This is a genomic window from Thermoanaerobacter sp. YS13 (assembly GCF_000806225.2).
Lineage (GTDB): Bacteria > Bacillota > Thermoanaerobacteria > Thermoanaerobacterales > Thermoanaerobacteraceae > Thermoanaerobacter > Thermoanaerobacter uzonensis.
Genome location: NZ_JOOI01000001.1, coordinates 1,324,084 through 1,343,285, shown reverse-complemented (window position 1 = coordinate 1,343,285; position 19,202 = coordinate 1,324,084). Strand labels below are relative to the sequence as shown.

General features: G+C 36.6%; 19 protein-coding genes and 1 pseudogene. All 20 read left to right on the top strand.

The window, feature by feature from the left end; all coding sequences use genetic code 11:
• Window positions 1-43: 43 nt before the first annotated feature.
• The 20 genes and pseudogenes from THYS13_RS06805 (at window position 44) to THYS13_RS06710 (ending at window position 19,190) form a co-directional block, all read left to right on the top strand.
• Window positions 44-361: a PrgI family protein gene (locus tag THYS13_RS06805; RefSeq protein ID WP_042833725.1), complete on the top strand. Its 318-nt coding sequence runs from the start codon at window positions 44-46 to the stop codon at window positions 359-361.
• Window positions 345-947, top strand: coding sequence for a hypothetical protein (locus tag THYS13_RS06800; protein ID WP_052210485.1), 603 nt, complete (start codon window positions 345-347; stop codon window positions 945-947). Before THYS13_RS06805 ends, THYS13_RS06800 begins: the two co-directional genes overlap by 17 nt.
• Window positions 925-2,835, top strand: coding sequence for a VirB4 family type IV secretion system protein (locus tag THYS13_RS06795; protein ID WP_042833723.1), 1,911 nt, complete (start codon window positions 925-927; stop codon window positions 2,833-2,835). Before THYS13_RS06800 ends, THYS13_RS06795 begins: the two co-directional genes overlap by 23 nt.
• Complete coding sequence (locus THYS13_RS06790) at window positions 2,792-4,777, top strand: hypothetical protein (RefSeq protein ID WP_042833722.1); 1,986 nt, start codon at window positions 2,792-2,794, stop codon at window positions 4,775-4,777. Before THYS13_RS06795 ends, THYS13_RS06790 begins: the two co-directional genes overlap by 44 nt.
• Window positions 4,778-4,826: 49 nt before the next feature.
• Window positions 4,827-6,509 carry a peptidoglycan DD-metalloendopeptidase family protein gene (locus THYS13_RS06785; protein ID WP_052210484.1) on the top strand — a complete coding sequence of 561 codons (1,683 nt, stop codon included), beginning with the start codon at window positions 4,827-4,829 and terminating at the stop codon, window positions 6,507-6,509.
• 65 nt (window positions 6,510-6,574) lie between these two features.
• The gene (locus THYS13_RS06780; RefSeq protein ID WP_042833720.1) at window positions 6,575-6,862 is read left to right on the top strand and encodes a hypothetical protein; all 288 of its coding nucleotides are present in this window, start codon (window positions 6,575-6,577) and stop codon (window positions 6,860-6,862) included.
• Window positions 6,863-6,883: 21 nt separating this feature from the next.
• Window positions 6,884-7,474 (top strand): hypothetical protein, encoded by a 591-nt coding sequence (locus THYS13_RS06775; protein WP_042833719.1) that lies wholly within the window; start codon window positions 6,884-6,886, stop codon window positions 7,472-7,474.
• An 11-nt stretch (window positions 7,475-7,485) separates the two neighbouring features.
• Entirely contained in the window at window positions 7,486-7,692 is a 207-nt protein-coding gene (locus tag THYS13_RS06770; protein ID WP_042833718.1) for a hypothetical protein, read from the top strand.
• Window positions 7,693-7,815: 123 nt separating this feature from the next.
• The gene (locus THYS13_RS06765) at window positions 7,816-8,388 is read left to right on the top strand and encodes a hypothetical protein (protein ID WP_052210483.1); all 573 of its coding nucleotides are present in this window, start codon (window positions 7,816-7,818) and stop codon (window positions 8,386-8,388) included.
• 41 nt (window positions 8,389-8,429) lie between these two features.
• On the top strand, window positions 8,430-9,827 hold the full coding sequence (locus THYS13_RS06760; RefSeq protein WP_042833717.1) for an S-layer homology domain-containing protein: 1,398 nt from the start codon (window positions 8,430-8,432) through the stop codon (window positions 9,825-9,827).
• A gap of 62 nt (window positions 9,828-9,889) precedes the next feature.
• Window positions 9,890-10,708 carry an Rpn family recombination-promoting nuclease/putative transposase gene (locus tag THYS13_RS06755; protein WP_153039601.1) on the top strand — a complete coding sequence of 273 codons (819 nt, stop codon included), beginning with the start codon at window positions 9,890-9,892 and terminating at the stop codon, window positions 10,706-10,708.
• Between the two features lie 13 nt (window positions 10,709-10,721).
• The gene (locus THYS13_RS06750; protein ID WP_042833715.1) at window positions 10,722-10,907 is read left to right on the top strand and encodes a hypothetical protein; all 186 of its coding nucleotides are present in this window, start codon (window positions 10,722-10,724) and stop codon (window positions 10,905-10,907) included.
• Window positions 10,908-10,994: 87 nt separating this feature from the next.
• Window positions 10,995-12,803 (top strand): hypothetical protein, encoded by a 1,809-nt coding sequence (locus THYS13_RS06745; RefSeq protein ID WP_042833713.1) that lies wholly within the window; start codon window positions 10,995-10,997, stop codon window positions 12,801-12,803.
• Window positions 12,804-12,895: 92 nt separating this feature from the next.
• The gene (locus THYS13_RS06740; RefSeq protein WP_042833712.1) at window positions 12,896-13,402 is read left to right on the top strand and encodes a stalk domain-containing protein; all 507 of its coding nucleotides are present in this window, start codon (window positions 12,896-12,898) and stop codon (window positions 13,400-13,402) included.
• Between the two features lie 430 nt (window positions 13,403-13,832).
• Entirely contained in the window at window positions 13,833-14,123 is a 291-nt protein-coding gene (locus tag THYS13_RS06735; protein WP_042833711.1) for a hypothetical protein, read from the top strand.
• A gap of 71 nt (window positions 14,124-14,194) precedes the next feature.
• Complete coding sequence (locus THYS13_RS06730; RefSeq protein WP_042833710.1) at window positions 14,195-15,031, top strand: hypothetical protein; 837 nt, start codon at window positions 14,195-14,197, stop codon at window positions 15,029-15,031.
• 63 nt (window positions 15,032-15,094) lie between these two features.
• Complete coding sequence (locus THYS13_RS06725) at window positions 15,095-16,387, top strand: ParB/RepB/Spo0J family partition protein (RefSeq protein WP_052210482.1); 1,293 nt, start codon at window positions 15,095-15,097, stop codon at window positions 16,385-16,387.
• A gap of 1 nt (window position 16,388) precedes the next feature.
• Entirely contained in the window at window positions 16,389-16,946 is a 558-nt protein-coding gene (locus THYS13_RS06720; protein WP_042833709.1) for a hypothetical protein, read from the top strand.
• Window positions 16,947-17,148: 202 nt separating this feature from the next.
• Window positions 17,149-17,728, top strand: a pseudogene (locus tag THYS13_RS06715) (DUF6431 domain-containing protein).
• A gap of 136 nt (window positions 17,729-17,864) precedes the next feature.
• Window positions 17,865-19,190, top strand: a complete 1,326-nt coding sequence (locus THYS13_RS06710) for a DDE-type integrase/transposase/recombinase (protein ID WP_042833707.1) — start codon at window positions 17,865-17,867, stop codon at window positions 19,188-19,190.
• The last annotated feature ends 12 nt before the right edge of the window (window positions 19,191-19,202 follow it).

Genomic DNA, 19,202 nt, shown 5'->3' with positions numbered 1-19,202 from the left:
GTAACAGTTTCTTTTTTTGCAACAAATTGGAGAGGTGATACAGATGAGAATATACCCGGTGCCATTAGATTTAATGAAAGAAGACAAAATCTTCGGCGGGAAACTTTCATTAAGGCAGTTTATTATCCTCGTAATAGGCATAGGTTTAGGAATAGCTGCCTTTGTAGAAATGTACAAATACTTTAATATACGAATTGCAGCAATTCCAGGGATCTTATTTACACTGCTAGGACTTTGGGGAGCAAACTTTGACAAAGACGGCATGACTCTTGATAAGTATATTTCTTACAATGTTCAGTTTTACCTGCAGGAAAAGAAGTACGTATGGAAGGGGAGTGTGGAAATTGAAAAGAACCACTGAGTTTCTGGACATTGAAGACATAAAAGATGGTTTTATTATTTTAAAAGGCCACAGATACAGAGCAGTAATAACATCTGATCCGATAAACTTTGCTCTGCTTGCTCCTGCAGAGCAAAACGCTTTAGAAGATGCCTTTGGCTCAATGCTTCTTTCCATAACTTTTCCTATACAAATACTTTCTCTGACACAAAGAGTTAACCTGAAAGATTCGCTTAATGCTTTTAGAGCCAACAGGCATAGAATGCCGGAATCAATGCTGAGGTACGAATACGAACTTGAAAGGTTTTTGTCTTTTTACGCAGAAAATACGATGATAAATCAGAACTATCTCATAATAACCTACGATGACAAAGAAAACAACTACGCAAAAGCAAAAGGAGAAATGTCAAGAAGAATACAGATAGTTATGGAAGGCTTAATAAAATGCGGTTTAAATCCAAAACTCTTAAATACAAACGAGCTTATAGACTTAATACACGAAGTGCTTAATCCTTCGTCAAAAATTTATGCTTCTACTCTTATAGAAAATGGCGCACTAAGCTTCATGAAGGAGGGTGTGGAACTTGAAATTCAGCCTGCTCAGTAAAAGAGGCAATAAACCTGAAAAGGATGAAAAACAGAAAACTGAAAAACAGAAAGTTGAAAAGCAAAAAGAGAATGACTTTCACGATCCTTTTAATCATGTAGCTGATATAAAACAGATAATAGCTCCCGATGGGATATATATAGACAGAAACTATATGCAGATTAATAACAAATATGTGAGAATCTATTATTTCACAGACTATCCTGCATCAGTCAGGGTTGGATGGCTCGACGACTTAAAGCTGTTTTCAAATGCAAACATTTCGGTTCATATTTACCCAGAAACTAATGGAAATGCAATAAAAAAACTGACAGCAAAAATAGTCCAGCTTCAGTCACAGCTCATGTTAGATACAGAAGAGGGAAATATTGCAGAGCTTGGAATACTCCAGAGAGCTTCCGAAAGCCTCGAAAGTTTGCGTGAAAACATTCAAATGAACAGGGACAAACTTTTTTACGTAACAATTGTTGTAGCCATATACGGCGACAACTTAGCAGAACTTGAGCATAACTCAAAAACTCTTGAAGAAGTGCTTGCAAGTAAGTCTATAAAAGCAAGATCTGCAATTTTCAGGCAGGAGCAGGGCTTTAAAAGCCTTGTACCGACAGCTGAAAACTACCTTGCAGACTCATCAAGAAACTTCAATGTAGGAGCAGCTATTTCACTTTTTCCATTTGCGTCTCCGGAATATTCTCACAAGCAGGGCATACCTATTGGGATAAATCTTTTTACAGGATCTCCCGTAATATTCGATCCATTTATAGGTCCTCCGATACTGCCTAATGCAAACATAGCCGTGTTTGCGCAGTCAGGTGCAGGAAAATCTTTTATGATGAAATTAATTGCTTTAAGAAGTGCTCTTTTAGGAGTAAGAACAGTTTTTATAGACCCTGACGGAGAATACAAAAACGTTGTTAACAAAGTGGGAGGGGTTCATATAAAACTGGAGCCTAACTGCAGATACGTTATAAATCCCTTTGATATTGAAGCGGATGTTGATGACGCAGGTATAGAATTTGTTGACCTTCTGCAGAAAGCAAATGAAATAAAAGGGCTTGTAAGCATGATAATAGAGAAGATAAGCAAAACCCCTCTTACTGCCTATGAACTTTCACTTATAGAAGAAGCAGTACTCGAAGAGTACAGAGCACGTGGAATAACAAGAAACCCGGAAAGCCTGTATGAACAAAGCTCACAGGAAATAGACGGGAAGTACTATATAGGACTTCGTCCAAAACAGATGCCTACACTTTCATCTTTTGCGGAAAGGCTCAGCAAAAAACCCGGCGGTGAAAAGCTTGCACAGATTTTAAAGCCTTATTTAAGAGGAGGTACAATGGGGCTTTTTGATGGGCAGTCAAATGTTGACTTAAAAGATGCATTGTTAATTACTTTTGACTTTTTTGGGATTATGGACGAATTTTTAAAGACATATGCTCTTTATGTAGTAACTAACTGGGTATGGGAAAAATTTGTAAAAAAAGATATAAAACAGAGAAAATTTGTCATAGTTGATGAAGCCTGGATGTTTATGAAGTATGAGTATACTGCAAACTTTTTGGAAAACCTCGCAAGAAGAGCAAGAAAGAGAAATACTTCTCTTACAATTGCCTCACAGAGCTTTATAGAGTTTGCAAATTCCTCTCAGGGTCAGGGCAAAGTGGTTTTAACAAATGCAGCAACAGTTTTTCTCTTAAGACAGTCTTCTACGGACATAGATGCAGTACAGGAAATATTCCACCTCTCAAAAGGAGAAAGAGAATTCCTTTTATCTTCAGGTATAGGCGAAGCTCTGCTGAAAGCAGGCAGAAATTCTACAGTTTTAAAGGTGGTGGCATCCGATTATGAGAAAGAATTTATTTCAACAAATCCGAATGAACAAACGTAAAGTTTTCGTTTTAATCTTTCTTGCAGTGTTGTTGTTTCCTGTTTTTGCATATGCAGATACGTTTATAGAAAGAGTGCTTGCTATGCCTATAGACGGTCTTGTAAACGGGATAAAAGCACTTGGCTTTAAAACAATAGACGAGCTTGTTTTTAACCTCCCGAATACGGAAACTGCTCCGTTTACAAAAGACGAGTGGGATATAGCAATGAGATGGTACAATACTGTAGAAATTGCAACAGGCGGTCTTGCGGTAATAGCAATGATAATCAACGGTTTCAGGCTCATGTCTGCAGGTTCAAATCCTTCGAAGAGAGCAGATGCTATGCAGAAGATGCGGCTTGTAGTTTTAGCCTACGCCATAATATGGTTTCTTCCTGAATATTCAAAGCTTATATTTACAGCCAATGCCTATCTAACAGAAGTTTTTAAAAACCTCATGCAGACATATGCAGGGGGAAAATTCACTCAGGGCGGATGGAATTTTATTGATGCCATACAGACAAACAATGTTCTTACAACGGCCTTGGTAAAACTGGCCTTTGTGGGGCTGATGGTATACTTCAATTTCCTTTACACAATACGTAAATTTGTTCTTATTGCTATGCTGGTGGTTGTTCCCATCGTAGTGTGGAGCTGGAGTATTACAGGCTACAACAAAGGTGTAGGACTTGTTGCAGGAGAAATAATATCAAACGCTTTTATGCAGTCCTCACATGCACTGGTTCTTTCCATCTATGCAGTGCTTGTTTCTCCCGGTGTTTCTACGGATTTTTCCGTGTGGTGGGCACAGCTTTTTGGTTTGATTGCTCTTATTCCAACCTCAAAAGTTTTAAGAGAGCTTTTCATGGGCTTCTTAAAGTTTTTAGGAGTGAATGAAGAATTCTATGCCGGTCTTGCCATGGCAGGCTTTTCGGGCATGGCAGCCATTGCAGGAGTTGCAGGACGCAGTTTTAGCAGAGCAAGGAGTACCAGTTCGCAAAAAGTACCGAATCAAAATAGTAGCAGAACACAAAATACCGGTACGGGCGGTGGAATCGGTGGGGGCAGTCCTTACGGAGGCGAAGAAGTAGAAGCTGAACCTCTTTTCACAAAAGGAAAGTATGACTCGTATGCTCCGTCTCCTGAAGCAATACCGTGGTCTTATGATTCAACGCCACTTTATCCTTCTGCAGCATCTCTTGAGGCGATACCTTTTGACTCATCCGAACCGTCTTCTTCCGGGAAAAGCATGACAGGTTTTATACAGCAGCGTATTCCTGCTGCTCCATCTTCAGGAAGGGATAGACCGGGTGAAAGGTATCAAAAAGCTCTAAGTACGGCAGAAAGAGCAAGAAACGTACTTGGAGGAACTTTAGGTGCTGCGGGAGCTATTGCTGGTGCAGCTATGGGACTTGCACTTGGAGAATCGGCAATGAGAGATCTCGGAACGATAGGTGCAGGTTTGGGCGGAGCCGTAGGCGCAGCAGGTGGCAGTCTTGTCGGCACAGCAGCAGGATTAGGGTATCAGGCTTTAAACTATAAATATGCAACATCCGATCCCACAAAAAGATATGTGGATAAAAACGGAAATGGGCTCATAAAAGGTGTTATAGGTGAAAACGGCGAAATGGTGTACTTTATGCCAGACAATCCGGGTTATGAAAACATTACTCCTGTAAAAACTTTTGCAACAGAGATTGAAGCACATGAAGCTGGATATAAACCTATCCAAACTGCAAGTATAGATGACAGAGTGAAAAACATAACAGGTACCGAACATGAAATAGACGGAACCGGCAAAATAATCGGCACAACACTTTTTTCTCCTTTCGGTACAAAAACTGCTGAAATTGGAGGCAAAGGTACAGAGGTTGTATTTAGAGGAATAAGGACTGTAAACCAAAGAGGTTACGAATGGATAAAAAACATATCAAAAAATCCTGACGAGTTCAGATGGAAGTAGCAGAGAAAGTTACTTTTTCTCTGCTACTTTTTTTTAGAGGGTGATTAAATTGGGTGATTATTTAAAAAATTATATAAAAAACGCTTTAAAAAGATATATAATTCGAAATCTTATCAGAAGCCCCCATTTCTGGATAATCCTAATTTTCCTGAGCCTTCTTTCTTTTGGTATATTTACTGTTTTAGGAATTTTTGATGCTACTTATCAAGACAGTACTGTAGCAGCAAATGGTAAAACAGTTCAGCAGATAATGCCTACACTAAACCCTCCTGTACAGTCCAGCGACAGAATGGAAGAACAGTTTTTCCTTCCGTGGGCAATACCTTATGCTCTTCAGCTTTATGCAAGGGACTGGAATGATACTCTGGATAAAGACATGATAGTGAACATAACAAAAGATCTTAATCCTATTTTCACATACTTCGATTATGATGAAGTAACCCAAGTTTGGGAGAGCACCAAAGATAAAAACGGAAACTGGCAAACAAAATATTATGAAGTAAGAACACCTAAAAAATACATATCCTATGTAAATACCTATGCGGGAATATATGAATTTCACTATACCCTTCAGTTTACGGAGAATCATACAGAATCAGCAGATTACAAAAAATACACAAAAACATTTTGTTTAACAAAAACAGGAATGGATTTTTATCCTGACTGGACAAGACTGGATGCTGCAATTGCAAAATATGCTGGCAGCAAAACAGGTAATTTCACTGTACAGGAATATACTGTTGAAGGCGGACAAATAATAAAGCCTTTTGATGGAGATTATCCTGTCACGTCTCCTTTTGGCATGAGAGAAGATCCTAAAAATCCAAACAGCAGAGAATTCCATACCGGAATAGACTTTGGAGTACCTTCCGGAACACCAATAAAAGCCGTGGCTGATGGCATTGTTGTCCTTGCAGGAGAATATGGAGGTTATGGAAAGGCGGTTGTCATAAAACATGCAAATGGCTTATCAACAATTTATGGGCATCTTTCTGAAATAAAAGTAGAAGCAGGCAAAGAAGTAAAGCAGGGAGAAATTATAGGTCTATCCGGGAACACAGGGCGATCAACAGGCCCTCACCTTCATTTCGAAATAAGGGAAAACGGTCAGCCTGTAGACCCGTCGCTGTACCTCACAGGTATTAAAACTTTCTCTGGCGGAGAAGTTTACTATATTTCAGAGCTTAACAGAATAATGCTTTTGGAAACAGCAGCCTCATTTATGAGAAATGAAGAAAATATTGGATGGTTGATGAGCAGTTCGGATTCTCTGGCAAAGGTACCTAACTGGCAGAAATATGATATAAAGCCGGGCGAAATACCAAATGAACTGATTCCTATTTTTAAGGCAGCCGGAGAAAAATATGGGATACCATGGACTGTACTTGCAGCAATAGCCTACAGAGAATCGAGCTTTAACCCAAACGCTATCGGTCCTTATCTGCCGGACTTCAATACATCTGCTGTAGGAATGATGCAGTTTTTGCCCGAAACATTTAAAGCTTACGGAGTTGACGGTGACGGAGACGGCATAATAAGTCCCTTTAGTCCTGCTGATGCGGTTTATACTGCTGCCCATTACTTAAGCGCAAATTACAACCTGTACAGAGGAAAAGGCTACAGCGATATAGATGCATTAAGAAGAGCAATATGGCACTACAATCACGCATGGTGGTACGTAGATCAAGTTATGTCAATTGCAGAAAAGTACAGTGAAAAATACGGGAAATAATTTTTTTAAATATTGACAACATTAATATTTAAGTGTATAATAGAGGTGAAAGGAAGGGAATTAACATGGAAATAGAAGTGTATTTTAACGAGTATAAAGGAAGCGGGAAACATTGGGTTGCAGAGATTGATAGAAACAACCAAATAATCAAGTTTTTGAAACCTAAAAGAATCGAGTATGACAAGTCGCAATACAAAGGCATAAAAATATATGATTTAGAAAACGGAAAAAGGTATATGATTAACGAAGCTCATACAGGGAGCTATGATTTGCGCCAAATTGTCAGTATATTAAACGATAAATTAGATGTACTTAATAAATACGAATTTAATAGTTCTCGCTATAAAAAATAATTTATGAAAGGTTGTGTTTTTATGAGAAAAAGAAGTTTGTCCGATATTATAATGCTAATAGTGACTTTTATAATTGTACCCTTTGTAGTTGTATATCAGGCCGGAGTTTGGCTCGGTAAAAGAGCAATCATTGCTGTTTTAGGCTTTTTCGCCTTCTTTGTCGGCCTATTTTTCATAATGGATGCGTTTGTAGCAATTCTCGGAGACTGGGATACAGCAGTAAAAAGTGCGAACGAATATCTTTCCGATATATGGAAATTCACATTTATCGAATGGAAAGATCTACCTAATAAAATAAACGTAGCAGTTAGTTATATTAATGCACATCCATTTGTTAAAAATCTGCTAATAATGTGGTTAATAGGCCTTTTAATTCAGCAATTTTCAAATTATGTGGACATGTATAATTATCGAGCTGCTAGGATGAAAGCTTTACGTCGAAATCAAAGTTCCGGCGAAACCGACAGCCATACACCTGATCCAACAGGTGGTTTCACAAGTGCTCATTTCGATGCTTATTTTCCAGAAGGCTGGCAGGAAAGACGTGAAAACTTTTTTAATCAGGTGAAAGAAGCTAAAGAAAAAATACAAGAAAGGATAAAGAAGAAATAGAGGTGGAAAAAATGGATGAACTTGAAACTGCTTTTTTCCACAAACTGTTTGAGAGAATTAAGCAGCTTGAACCCTCAACCAAAAAAGAAAAGCTCTTAATAAAAGCCCTTGTCATCTCGGAGATGGCAGGGCTGGGATGTTCTGAGGAGATAGTGGATAAGCTTGTAGAAAACAGAAAAGAAACGGAAGAAAGATTTTCATACAATAAGGCTGTATAAAATTGTGTGAGGCTTTTAAAAGCCTTACAATAAAAGTTATTTTCTTAAGACATATTTTTATATATCAACGCATTCAAAAAAGGCTTAAAAACCTTTTAAAGCCGTCTCAAGAGGTGCTGTAAGATGATATTTATATGCACAGGCATAGAAAAACTGGATGAACTGTTAAAACACGAACTGAAGGAAAATAAAATAGAATCAGAAATAATCTTTTATGCAGATTATCTCTTAGAAGAAAAGAGCAAAGATTTGTATGATACGGTTATTCTGGCACCACGTGAAGACATAAAACTCCCATTTAAAGATTTTTTGTTTGCATTGAGGCAGAGAGACAAAAGAGTAATACTTTTACCGGGAAAAGAAGAAAACAATCAGCACCTTGGCTATGCGCTGGCTCTTGGTATATACGACATTGTATTTGACCCTATAACTCCTGAAAAGGTTGTAAATGCCGTAAAAAATCCTGCCAAATTCTCCGATGTACAAAAATATTTCCTTGGTTTAAAAGGAAAAGTGAGTTTTTCTGAAGAAACTGCCAAAGTGAGTACGGCTGTAGAACCGGACAGAACAAAAGAGGAAGCTGCTCTAAATCAAATAAAAGGCATAATGAAACTTCTTGGGCAGAAAGTAACAAAAGATGATATAAATGAAGCTTTAGCTGAGCTTGAAGAAGCTGTGATAAAGTTGTTATTTTGAGAAAAATGTGGTAAAATTTCTAATGGAGGTGTTTTTTAAAAATGAGAAAAATTTTATCTTTTGTGCTGGTTTTAATCCTTGTTTTAGGAGTATCAGTACCTGCATTTGCAGCAGACTTTTACGGTGTACAGGACTTTTACAAATATACTGAACCAAACGGACAGTTTTACTGGGCAATGCCTGACTTAGAGCTGGCAGTGGCAGCAGAGATAGTTCACGGCTATCCTGCAGATCCTCCAACGGCTGAAAGAGAATATGGCGGATTTGGAACAGTTACCTGCAGGGTAATAGGAACATTAAAACCTGAAAACACGCTGACAAGAGCAGAGTTTGCAGCAATGCTTTCAAGAGCACTCGGATTAAACCTCACTGCATCACAGAACCCTTTTAATGATGTAAAGAGCGGTGACTGGTACTATGAACCTATAATGCAGCTTGTAAACAAGAATATCATACCTTTGGATTATTACAACGGCACATTCAATCCGAACGGTAATATAACAAGAAAAGAAATAGCAATATGGCTTTCAAATACAGCAGCATCGTACCAGATACCTTTAGCAAACGTGCCATTAAATTTCAAAGATTACCCAAATGATGATCCATATTCAGCAGCGATTTCCAATGCAGTAGGGTTAAAAATACTGAGAGGTTACGATGACGGCACATTCAGGCCAAACGCATATGCAAACAGGGCAGACGCAGTTGTAATGCTTATGAGACTTATGAGGCTTTTACCAAGCGATCTGACAGAGCAGGAAGCAATAAACGTAATATCTCATGCGGAGCAGGCTTTTGCGAAGTTTTCACAGGCTTGGATACCCAATTATGTGACTGAACCTGCCGGACACAATACTTCTGTTGATAATGCAATAAAAGAATACCAGCAGGAAGCCAAAGATTATGTAACGGAATATAATTTATATCCATGGACAGAACCTACGGTCATAGAAGAAATGCCTCATCAGGGTTCAGACGGACTCTGGTACTGTAAAAACGGCTTTTTACCAAACCTTGATATGTATATTTACAAAAATACTAAAATGGGCGTATGGGACACAGACGGACATAAAGGGCCTACCATTGGAGGAGCTTTTGGTAATAGAAATGAATACGGTGTAGTTGACAGTATTTTGCTGAGAGGCGGAAACCTTTCGGATGGAACTTATGTTTATCCGTTAGGAGCTATCTGGATACAACCTGATTCATATAAAGTCATAAGAATATCAACAATGGGCAATATTGCAAGCGTATATTATTCCGTAACTCAAAAGACTGACAGACCAAACGATCCTGGAACTTGGGGAACTGTTTATGCTCATGCACTGCTTGTCAAGCAAGACGGCAAATGGAAACTTGCAGCATACGACGGAGTTTATAACCCTGCAACGCAGAAATGGGATTTAGAGTGGATAGACACAATAAGGGACAGGCTTTAAAAATGTCTGTCCCTTTCTTTTTAAGTATGGTATAATTGTAATAAGAAATAACGGAGGGAGAAATCGTGGGGAAATACGATATAACGTTGAAAGATATGTTTTCTGATTTAACGGATGATATTTTGAGCTATTTTTTAGGAATACAGCATATTAAAATAGAGGAGCTTAATGTAGAGTTTCCAAGAGTTGAAATGAGAGAAAGCGATATGATCTTCAAGTGTATTACAAAAGAAGGAAACACCATTGCTGTGCATTTAGAGTTTCAGTCAGATAATGACAAAGAGATGCCTTACAGGATGTTGAGGTATGCTGTTGAAATAATGGAGAAACATGAACTGGTTCCCTATCAGGTTGTTGTGTACATAGGTGAAAACAACTTAAATATGGCTGATGGAGTGGATTTTGATTTTGGAAAAGAAAATTTTTTGAGATACAGGTACAGGATAATAGATGTGGGAGAAGTAAAATTTAATGAGATAACACAGACTAACTACTACGAACTGTTCACGCTGCTTCCTTTGATGGACAAAGAGAGAAGAAAAAAAGAAAAAGAACTTTATCTAAAAGAATGTGCAGAGATGATAAAAAAGATCCCTCTAGAGCAGGAAAGAAAGAGGGAAGTGACTGCAAGAGCCAAAATACTTGCAGAATTGGTGTACGAAGAGGAAATTATTGATAAGATGTTTGTGGAGGTGATAAAAATGCTAAATTTAGAAAAGTCAGTAACTTTTAGAAAGCTAATAGAAGAAGGAAGAAAAGAAGGAGAAAAAGAAGGCAAATTGGCAGTAGCTAAAGAATTGTTAAAAAGAGGAATGAATATTGACGAAATTGCAGAAATAACCAAACTTTCCAAAGAAGAAATAAAGAAGCTATTAAATTAGAGCGGTGATAAAAATGCTAAATCTAGAAAAGTCAGCAACTTTTAGAAGGTTGATAGAAGAAGGAAGAAAAGAAGGAAGAAAAGAAGGAGAGAAAGAAGCTAAATTGGCAGTAGCTAAAGAATTGTTAAAAAGAGGAATGAATATCGACGAAATTACAGAAATAACTGAACTTCCTAAAGAAGAAATAAAAAATTGTTAAATTGAATAAAAATTGTTAAAAAAAGGATAGGTAACAAAAAACCTGTCCTTTTTTATTTGATAAAGCTTTTAATGGGAGGTGAGCTTTTTGAAAAAAATTGCTGCAGCAGTTTTAATTATTTTCCTGCTTTCCTGCATTGTGCCGGCATATGCCGACTATGTAATGTCTGATGGAACAACAGTAAAATGGCTTGGAGGAAATCAAATACAGGTAACCGATCCCACAACAGGACAAACATATGTAACAACAGGAATAATGACGGACAACGGACATCTTGTGCCTCCGCAAAAAGTTGCTTCAAGCGGAGGGCAGTTAAATACCTCAATTGCAACAAGATCAGGTCAAACCGAAACACTTGCAGTAACTCCGGGCTACTCAATAAACGGAACAAACTACTACTATGCAGGTACAGATAATACACTGATAACAGTATCAAACGGACAGGTCTCTACAACAAGTGCTACAAGAATGGGAGACAGACTAGTACCCACTTCTGCTCTTTCGGACTCAAGACAAATGCAGGCGGTTACAGCTGCAATAAACGCAACAGGAGGCTGGTGGAACTACAGCGGAAGCACCTACAGCGGATATGACGGCAGTGGAAGCGGCGGAAATATTAGTTCATATTATAGTAATACTACCAACTCCACAATGTTAGGTAACGCAACCATAATAGGTGATATGCGTACACTGAAGGTAGAAAAGCCCGACGGTTCAACACTACTTCTTGATGCAACGGAGTTTCAGGGGGGCTGGGCAGGTGACGGAGCTTATGTAATACCCTATAGGACTCTCGATCAATCTACAATTGATTACTTGAAACAGGCAGGCTTTGTATATGATGATAAAACCGGAGTATTTATTCTTCAATTTACCAAAAAAACAGATCAGTATGCAAACAACTGGAACTGGAAGTCTCAAACGGGATATGTTATAACAGGAGATCCTTCAATTGATAATGCTATTGATGAAATTTTACAGGAGCATGGAATAACTGTTCCAGATAAAGTAGTAGGACTTTTAGACAAAAATGCACCTGTAATGACAAAATTACAACAATATTACAACGAATTAGTAAGCTATTTTGGTTCAGATGCTTTTACTGGTGTAGGAGATGCAGCTATTTTCCTGGATCAATTTGATAACTACCAGGCCTTTGTAAATGAAGTTCTAAACTATGCAACACATTCGGGTATAGCAACGTTCAGAATACCGGGCGATAATTCTAACGGAACATCTCCAACACCTCCTCCTCAGAACAGTAATTCTTCACAGAACAACAATCCTCCTACAGTGAACCCTCCGCCTTCAAACGGCAGTACACCATCTTCCGGTAACGTATTTCCTGTAAGACAGCTTACAGCAGACGATGTGCACGCAACCATAACAATAAACAAGACGCCAAACTTTGTATATACAAAGTGGCATACTGATGCGAACGGTTATCCTGCATATATGGATATAACAATCAAATGGAAAAACGTAGAGATAGGCTCAATAATAGATACACCCGACGGCCCGCATGAAGTAAGGACACCGGCATACGTGACAAACGTGGTAGCTTTCCACAACATACACAGATATACGGACTATGTATTAGCAGATGACAACTGGGAAACAGAATATCCAGTTATGCAGAACATAGACATAGCAAATCAACAGGCAACATTCAGGTTTATGTATAGGAAAGCAGGGCAGGAAGACTCAACACTGTACTTTAAGCTGTATCTCAATGGAACTGATAAATACTTCTGCGTATATGTTCATATACCTGTAAATGGCTTTAATGCAACGTTCTTCCAAGACAATCAGAACTCTTCTAGTAATCCCGGCTTTAAGACATCCAATCCAAACTGGCAGCAGACAAACATACAGACAGAGACAATTACTTTTTAAAGAAAAGGCAGGGATGCTCACATGAGTGTTCCTGCCTTTTTGTATGGGTATATATTTTTTTATTAAACACAAACTGCAAGGGGAGATCAAAAGTGAAGAAAATACTTGTTTTGTTGTTAGCCTTTGTAATAGGTTATTCAACCGCTTGGTATCTTTCAAATTGGTATGAACAGGCTAATGGGTGTATTTTTACCGTTGGGCAAACAAAATATAAAGAAGGAGTAATGTTAGGCAGTATGAATATTGGAGATCTTTTATTTGATGTACTTTTTAATCAAAAATACAACGTTCGTAATATGAATATATCTCCTTTTATTAAAGATGGTGAAATATACATACCCATAAGATATGTACTTGAAAGTTATCATATTGAGTATCAATATGATAAAGACGAAGCTGCTTTAGCTTATAAAAAAGTAGTAAAAATAGATGCCAAAACCAACACAGTTTATGTTAAAGGGCAAGCAATAAAAACAAATAATCCTATTATAGTGTGTGATAATGAAATTTTTGTTTCAGCAAAAGATTTGCATGAAATTTTTTTGGCTAATATCAAGATAATACAAAACAAAAACAGCTACAGTTTGTTTGTAAATTAGACTTTATTATTGTAATTGTTCACAAACTTAGAAAAAGTAAGTAATAAAAAAATAAATAAAAGTACATAAAATTGGTATTTACTTTTTGATAATAACAATAGCTTATAAAAAATTTTTCGCAGTTCTAATTGAAACAGATTCACATTCACTTTTAATCAGAGCTGCTGTTATGTTAGTGTTTATTACATTTTTCACAATTTTAAAAATTCTTTCTGTTAAGCTGGATAACTATCTTGACAGAGAATTTAAAAGAAAGTTCAGATAGAACATAGAGCAGTACCTGAAAGAGCATCCGGAAGCATCCTCTTTTTTAGATACAAAGCGGATAGAAAGTTTCGATTATGTTTTAGAACTGGAATAAAAGAGGCAGGCAAAAAAACGCCTCTTTTATTTATTTTGAGAAAACCAGATAAGAAAGGAGTTAAGAAAAGTGAAAAAAATAAGAGAAAACATGTTATATGACTTATCGAATTTAGAGAACGTGCTGAACATTTTACCTGATTTAGCCGATGGAAAAGTATTCGCACTTTTGGTGATAATGACAGCAGATAAGGAGATTATTTTAAGACCAATAGGTGAAAAATACGGCAGTGGAATTATAGATGCAATAAAGGAGGCAGCAGAAAAATATCCCGGCTGCAAAATGAAGCTGTTTGAGCAGAATTATGATGACTGGGACAGATATTTCAAACATGTAGTTTCAAGAGAACAAATAATTTGATTCTTTTATACTTTTTATATTAAACTAATTATCGATGTTAATTGACAAACTGAGGAAGGAAGTGTTTTTTTATGTCTTTCCCTTTTTCAAAACCTTGTTTGGAAATTGTTAAAGTGGACAATATAAAAGAATTTCCGACACAGCTTGGAAACAGGTGCAAACTGCTGAGAGAATTGGGCCTTGATCCTTATACAAACACTGAAGAAGAAATTATGGAAGCACTCACTAAAACGGTAAAAGAATCAAAATATCTGGATATATGTATGAAAAGTAGTCGATGCAGCGGTTTTTGGGAAAAATTTTCTACCGGAGAAACACCTTTCTTTAAGGAAGATCCAATTCAGCTTTTAAAATATCATGATACTTACTGGGTGGTAGAAGGAAAACACAGGGTTTGTTTTGCTAAAAGAGTGGGAGTAAAAGAGATAAAAGCTTATGTATATGAACTTTCTCATGATAGGAAAACTTTATTGTCTGAAATAGACACTCCGGGCAGATTTATCCTTGATTATCTGGAAGTTTCATCTTCAAAGCAGAAAGGAGAAAAAGCGGTTTTATGGCTTAAAGATTTAAAAGATTTAAGACTTACAGAACTTTCATGGAAGCCTGCAATACTGGATAAAAAATTTGATACAAAAGGTGAATTTATAGAACTGGTTGAAGGAATTAAGATCAGTATATCCGTTAGTGAAAAAACAAGAATATTCTCATTTAAAAAGACAATACAGATACATACAGAAATAGTTGTAGAACCAGATCATAAAAAGACAAAAATATGGCTTTTAAAAATTCCAGCGGATAAGCAATTTATGCTGACAAAAGCAGATGAAATTGACAAAAATACTTTGTACAGATATGGCTGTTGGAGAAAACACCACGTAGAGGAGTTAATCAAAAGTTTTGTGTGAGTTAACAGGTTTAACACCTGTTTTTTTATTTTTTAGAAACAACAGCAGAGAGGAGGAATTTTTATGCAAATGGTAGACATCAACCTTTTAAAAGAGTATCCACGTAACAGAGAGTTTTTCGATGACATAGAGGGAGAACGCTGGCAGGAATTCGTAGAAAGTATAAGAACAAGTGGGATAATAGTACCTCTCATAGTAACACAGGACTATATAGTTATATCCGGCAACCAGAGATTAAAAGCAGCAAAGGAAATAGGTTTAAAAGAAGTACCCTGCGAGGTGCGAACCTATGAGGACAGGGATGGATTAACAAAAGAGGACTGGATGTTAAAGGATTTAATTGAAACAAACCTGAGACAGAGAGGTATAGGCAATTTAAATCCTATGAAGCTGGCAAGATGTATTTTAGAGCTGGAAAGAATATATGGTGTAAAAAGAGGTGGAAATAGAAAAAACATACTGGTAAATTCTTCATATCAAAGCGAAACTGTTTCGCATTTAATTTCTGGAAATTCACAAAAAGAAATTGCTCAAAACATAGGATTAACTGAACGTCGTATACAACAGCTCAAGAAATTAAATGAACTTATTCCTGAACTTCAAATTTTAGTTGAGCAAGGTAAGCTATCATCATCGGCAGGAGAGCAGCTTGCATATCTTGAACCTGAACAGCAAAAAGAACTTTACAACACACTTGGTGATGCAGTAGCTGATCTTAAAAGAAGTGAAATAGAGAGCTTAAGAAAGCAGATGGAGGAATATAGGAAGCAGTATTTAGACATGCAGAACAAAATCACAGCACTTGAAAAGCAGAAGAAAGAAGCAGAGGAAATAAAAGAGGAGCTTGAGAAGAAAATTGCAGAAATAAAGCCTGAAGTGATTGAAAAAGTACCTGATGACTATCAGGAATTAAAAAACACATTAAAAACAATTAATGAGCAGTCAGAACAGTTAACAAAGCGTCTCAATGAACTTGAGCAGGAAAAAAACAGACTTGATGAACTTCGCAGAAAGGCCATTGAAGAAAAAAGACAGGCACTGGAAGAAAAAGCAAGAGCAGAAGCAGAAGTTAAGAATATAAGATACGAACTGGAACAGCTGAAACAGCAGTACGGAATTGAGGCAAAAAAGCAGTGTGAGCTTGCAGATAAGCTTATTGAAGAAATCAAAAAGGTTATTGCAAATGCAACAGGCATATTAGAGCTTATGGACATTGAGAAACTGCCTGATTACAAATATAACGATTTTTCAACCACTTTACTGATTTTTATTGATAAACTTGAGAAACTCTATCAAAGCGCAGAGGAAAAGGCTAGAAGTGGTAAAATAGTATTTTTCAAAAGAAAGGAGGAATAGCATGGTTTCTCTAAAGGCTGTAAAAAAACAGGTAACAGAGCTGAGCAGTTTGCTGGAGAAAGAAGCAGAACTGGAATATCGGGCAGCCTTAAGATTTGCCGAATACCGGTACAAGAATTATGTTCCTTTGTCACCAAATCTCATACCGACATTATCAAAAATTGTAAAAAATGTACTGGCAGAGAATGATGATATAATATTTCTCAACAAATCTGAATTCATGAGCAGTGTTATTAGAAATATCAACAGCATGAGCAATAACTCCAAATTAAAGCAGGAATTAAAAAACAATCCGGATAGTGTTATGCAAAGTATAGATTTGCTGTTAGAAAGGCAAATTGCAGTAATTAAAGTAAAGCGAGGACAGGCAGAAACAAAAGAACTTCAAAAAGCAGTGGCGTTGTTTCTGATAACCACCTATTCAGAAAAAGCAATGTACGTAATTGGACATGAAAATGATGCTGAATTGACTTCAAAAGAAATAGCAGAAAAAGTGCTGGAGCTGATTAAAGGTGAAGAAAACATTTCTGACTATGAGGTGAGAAACATAGCATTGTAAGGTTAAACAGGCCCAATACCTGTTTTTTACATAACTTTTAAAGAAAAGGCAGAGGCACTTAGTGTCATTTCTCAAATTAATTTAGCCCAAAACCGATAAAATTTTTCAGATTAAATAATCTTGTGATAAAATTAATGCTAAAGGAATTTAAAAAAATTTTTTCAGATTCCTTTAGCATTAATTTTAATTGGAGAGGTTACTTATGCAAATAATTTTCCATGTTGATAACATTGAAGAATATTTACATAAAGGTAAAGATTACAATTTTCCTGACCCACCAGATAGATGTCCTTATCCCGATTGCAAGTGTAGAGTAAAACTAAAAAAGCACGGGTTTTATTACCGTTACTATTTAGATGGACCTAACTGTATAAAAATAGCCATAAGAAGATATATATGTCCTGTGTGTAAAAGAACTCTTTCCTACCTTCCTGATTTCTGTCTTCCCCATTTTCAGTATTCTTTCAATATGATTGTAAAGTCTTTAAAAGAGACACTTACAAGAGAAAAAACTCTCAGTTCTTTCATAAGTGACTTAAAAAGAAACTTTCCCACCATACTATTTTCAAGACAGCATATATATTTTTACACCAAAAGGATAATGAATAATTTAAGTTTTATCATATACGGATTAAGGCAAATAGACCCTTACATAAAGTTATCTGAGACTGACTCACAAAGAGAGAGGGCCAGAGAGATTTTGGAAATTAAAGCTTGTACCACTCTTCTCCCAACGGTTTTATGCTCATTGCCAAAAATCATTTCTGGCCTCTCTCACATAATTTTAGCATTAAATCCGAAAGATTTAAATAAAAATTTTGATTTTTTCTTAGCAACATAACTTTTTCCTTTAATGTCCCCCAGGTATGAGCTAAAATTACGATTAAGAAATCAAAAAAGTGAAGTGGGAACATATAAATGCTTGATGAAAAAGCGAGAGAAGCTATAGCATTAAAGAGATTTTCACTGATAAGTCCGGTGCTAAACGGACAGGTAAAAAATCAGAAAGAATATTTTGATGCTCTTTCCGATAAACCTATTGAGATACCTTATCTTGGAATGAGAAGATATACTCCCAAGACACTTAGAGGGTGGCTATATCAGTATTTAAGAGGCGGTATAGAAGCGTTAAAGCTGGGTTATCGAAGCGACAGAGGCAAATACAGAAAGATAGACTTTGAACTTTCAGAGAAAATAAAGCAAAAGAAGCTTGAACATCCTGAAATGCCAAACAAACTTCTTTATGAGACATTGATAGGAGAGGGAATAATATCACCGGATAAAGTATCCCTTTCGACATTCTATAGGTTTTTGAAAAACATTCCTGTAAAATCTTTAGATAAAGAAAAAGAGGGTAAAACAAAGAGGTTTTCCCATGAATACATCAATGAACTGTGGCAAACTGATGTCATGTATGGGCCATATATTAAAGAAGGTAAAACAAAAAGGCAAACGTACCTTATTGCATATATAGATGATGCTTCCAGGCTGTGTACCTATGCTCGCTTTTACTATACCCAGAATTTTTTAGCTTTAAGAGACTCATTTAAAGAAGCAGTGCTAAGAAGGGGAATACCCAAAATGCTCTACACTGACAATGGAAAGATATATAGAAGCACTCAATTGGATTATATCTGTGCTTCACTAGGTACATCTCTTATTCATGCTGAGCCCTTTTCACCTCATTCAAAAGGGAAAGTAGAAAGATTCTTTCATACGGTGAGAATGAGATTTTTAAGCACAATAGATCCTACATCCATAAAGAGTATAGATGAGCTTAATATGATGTTTTTTAAATGGTTGGAGGAGGATTACAACCGAAAAGAACACAGCAGTATTGGCATGAGTCCTTTAGATTTTTTCATGTCTCAAATATCAAGGGTAAATATGTGTGGTGACATAGATATGTTGAATGAATGTTTTCTCATAAGAGTAAATCGTAAAGTAAACAAAGATGCTACACTTAAAGTGGAAAATATACTTTATGAAACAGAAGAAAAGTTTAAAGGTATGCGCTTAGAAGTCAGATATGACCCGCAGTGGCTTAAGGATAATACACCCCTTTTACTTTTTCATGAAGGCAAAAAAGTAGGGGAAGCGTATAAGGTAAATTTTCATGATAATGCTAAAATTCCTGTAGAATATATCGAAGACAGAAAGGTTGTAAGCGAAAATGAAGATACTGTGGATTTTGCGGCAAAACCTAATTCCCCAGTAATATCCTTTAATGATATCATTGATTAAAAAAAGAGGTGT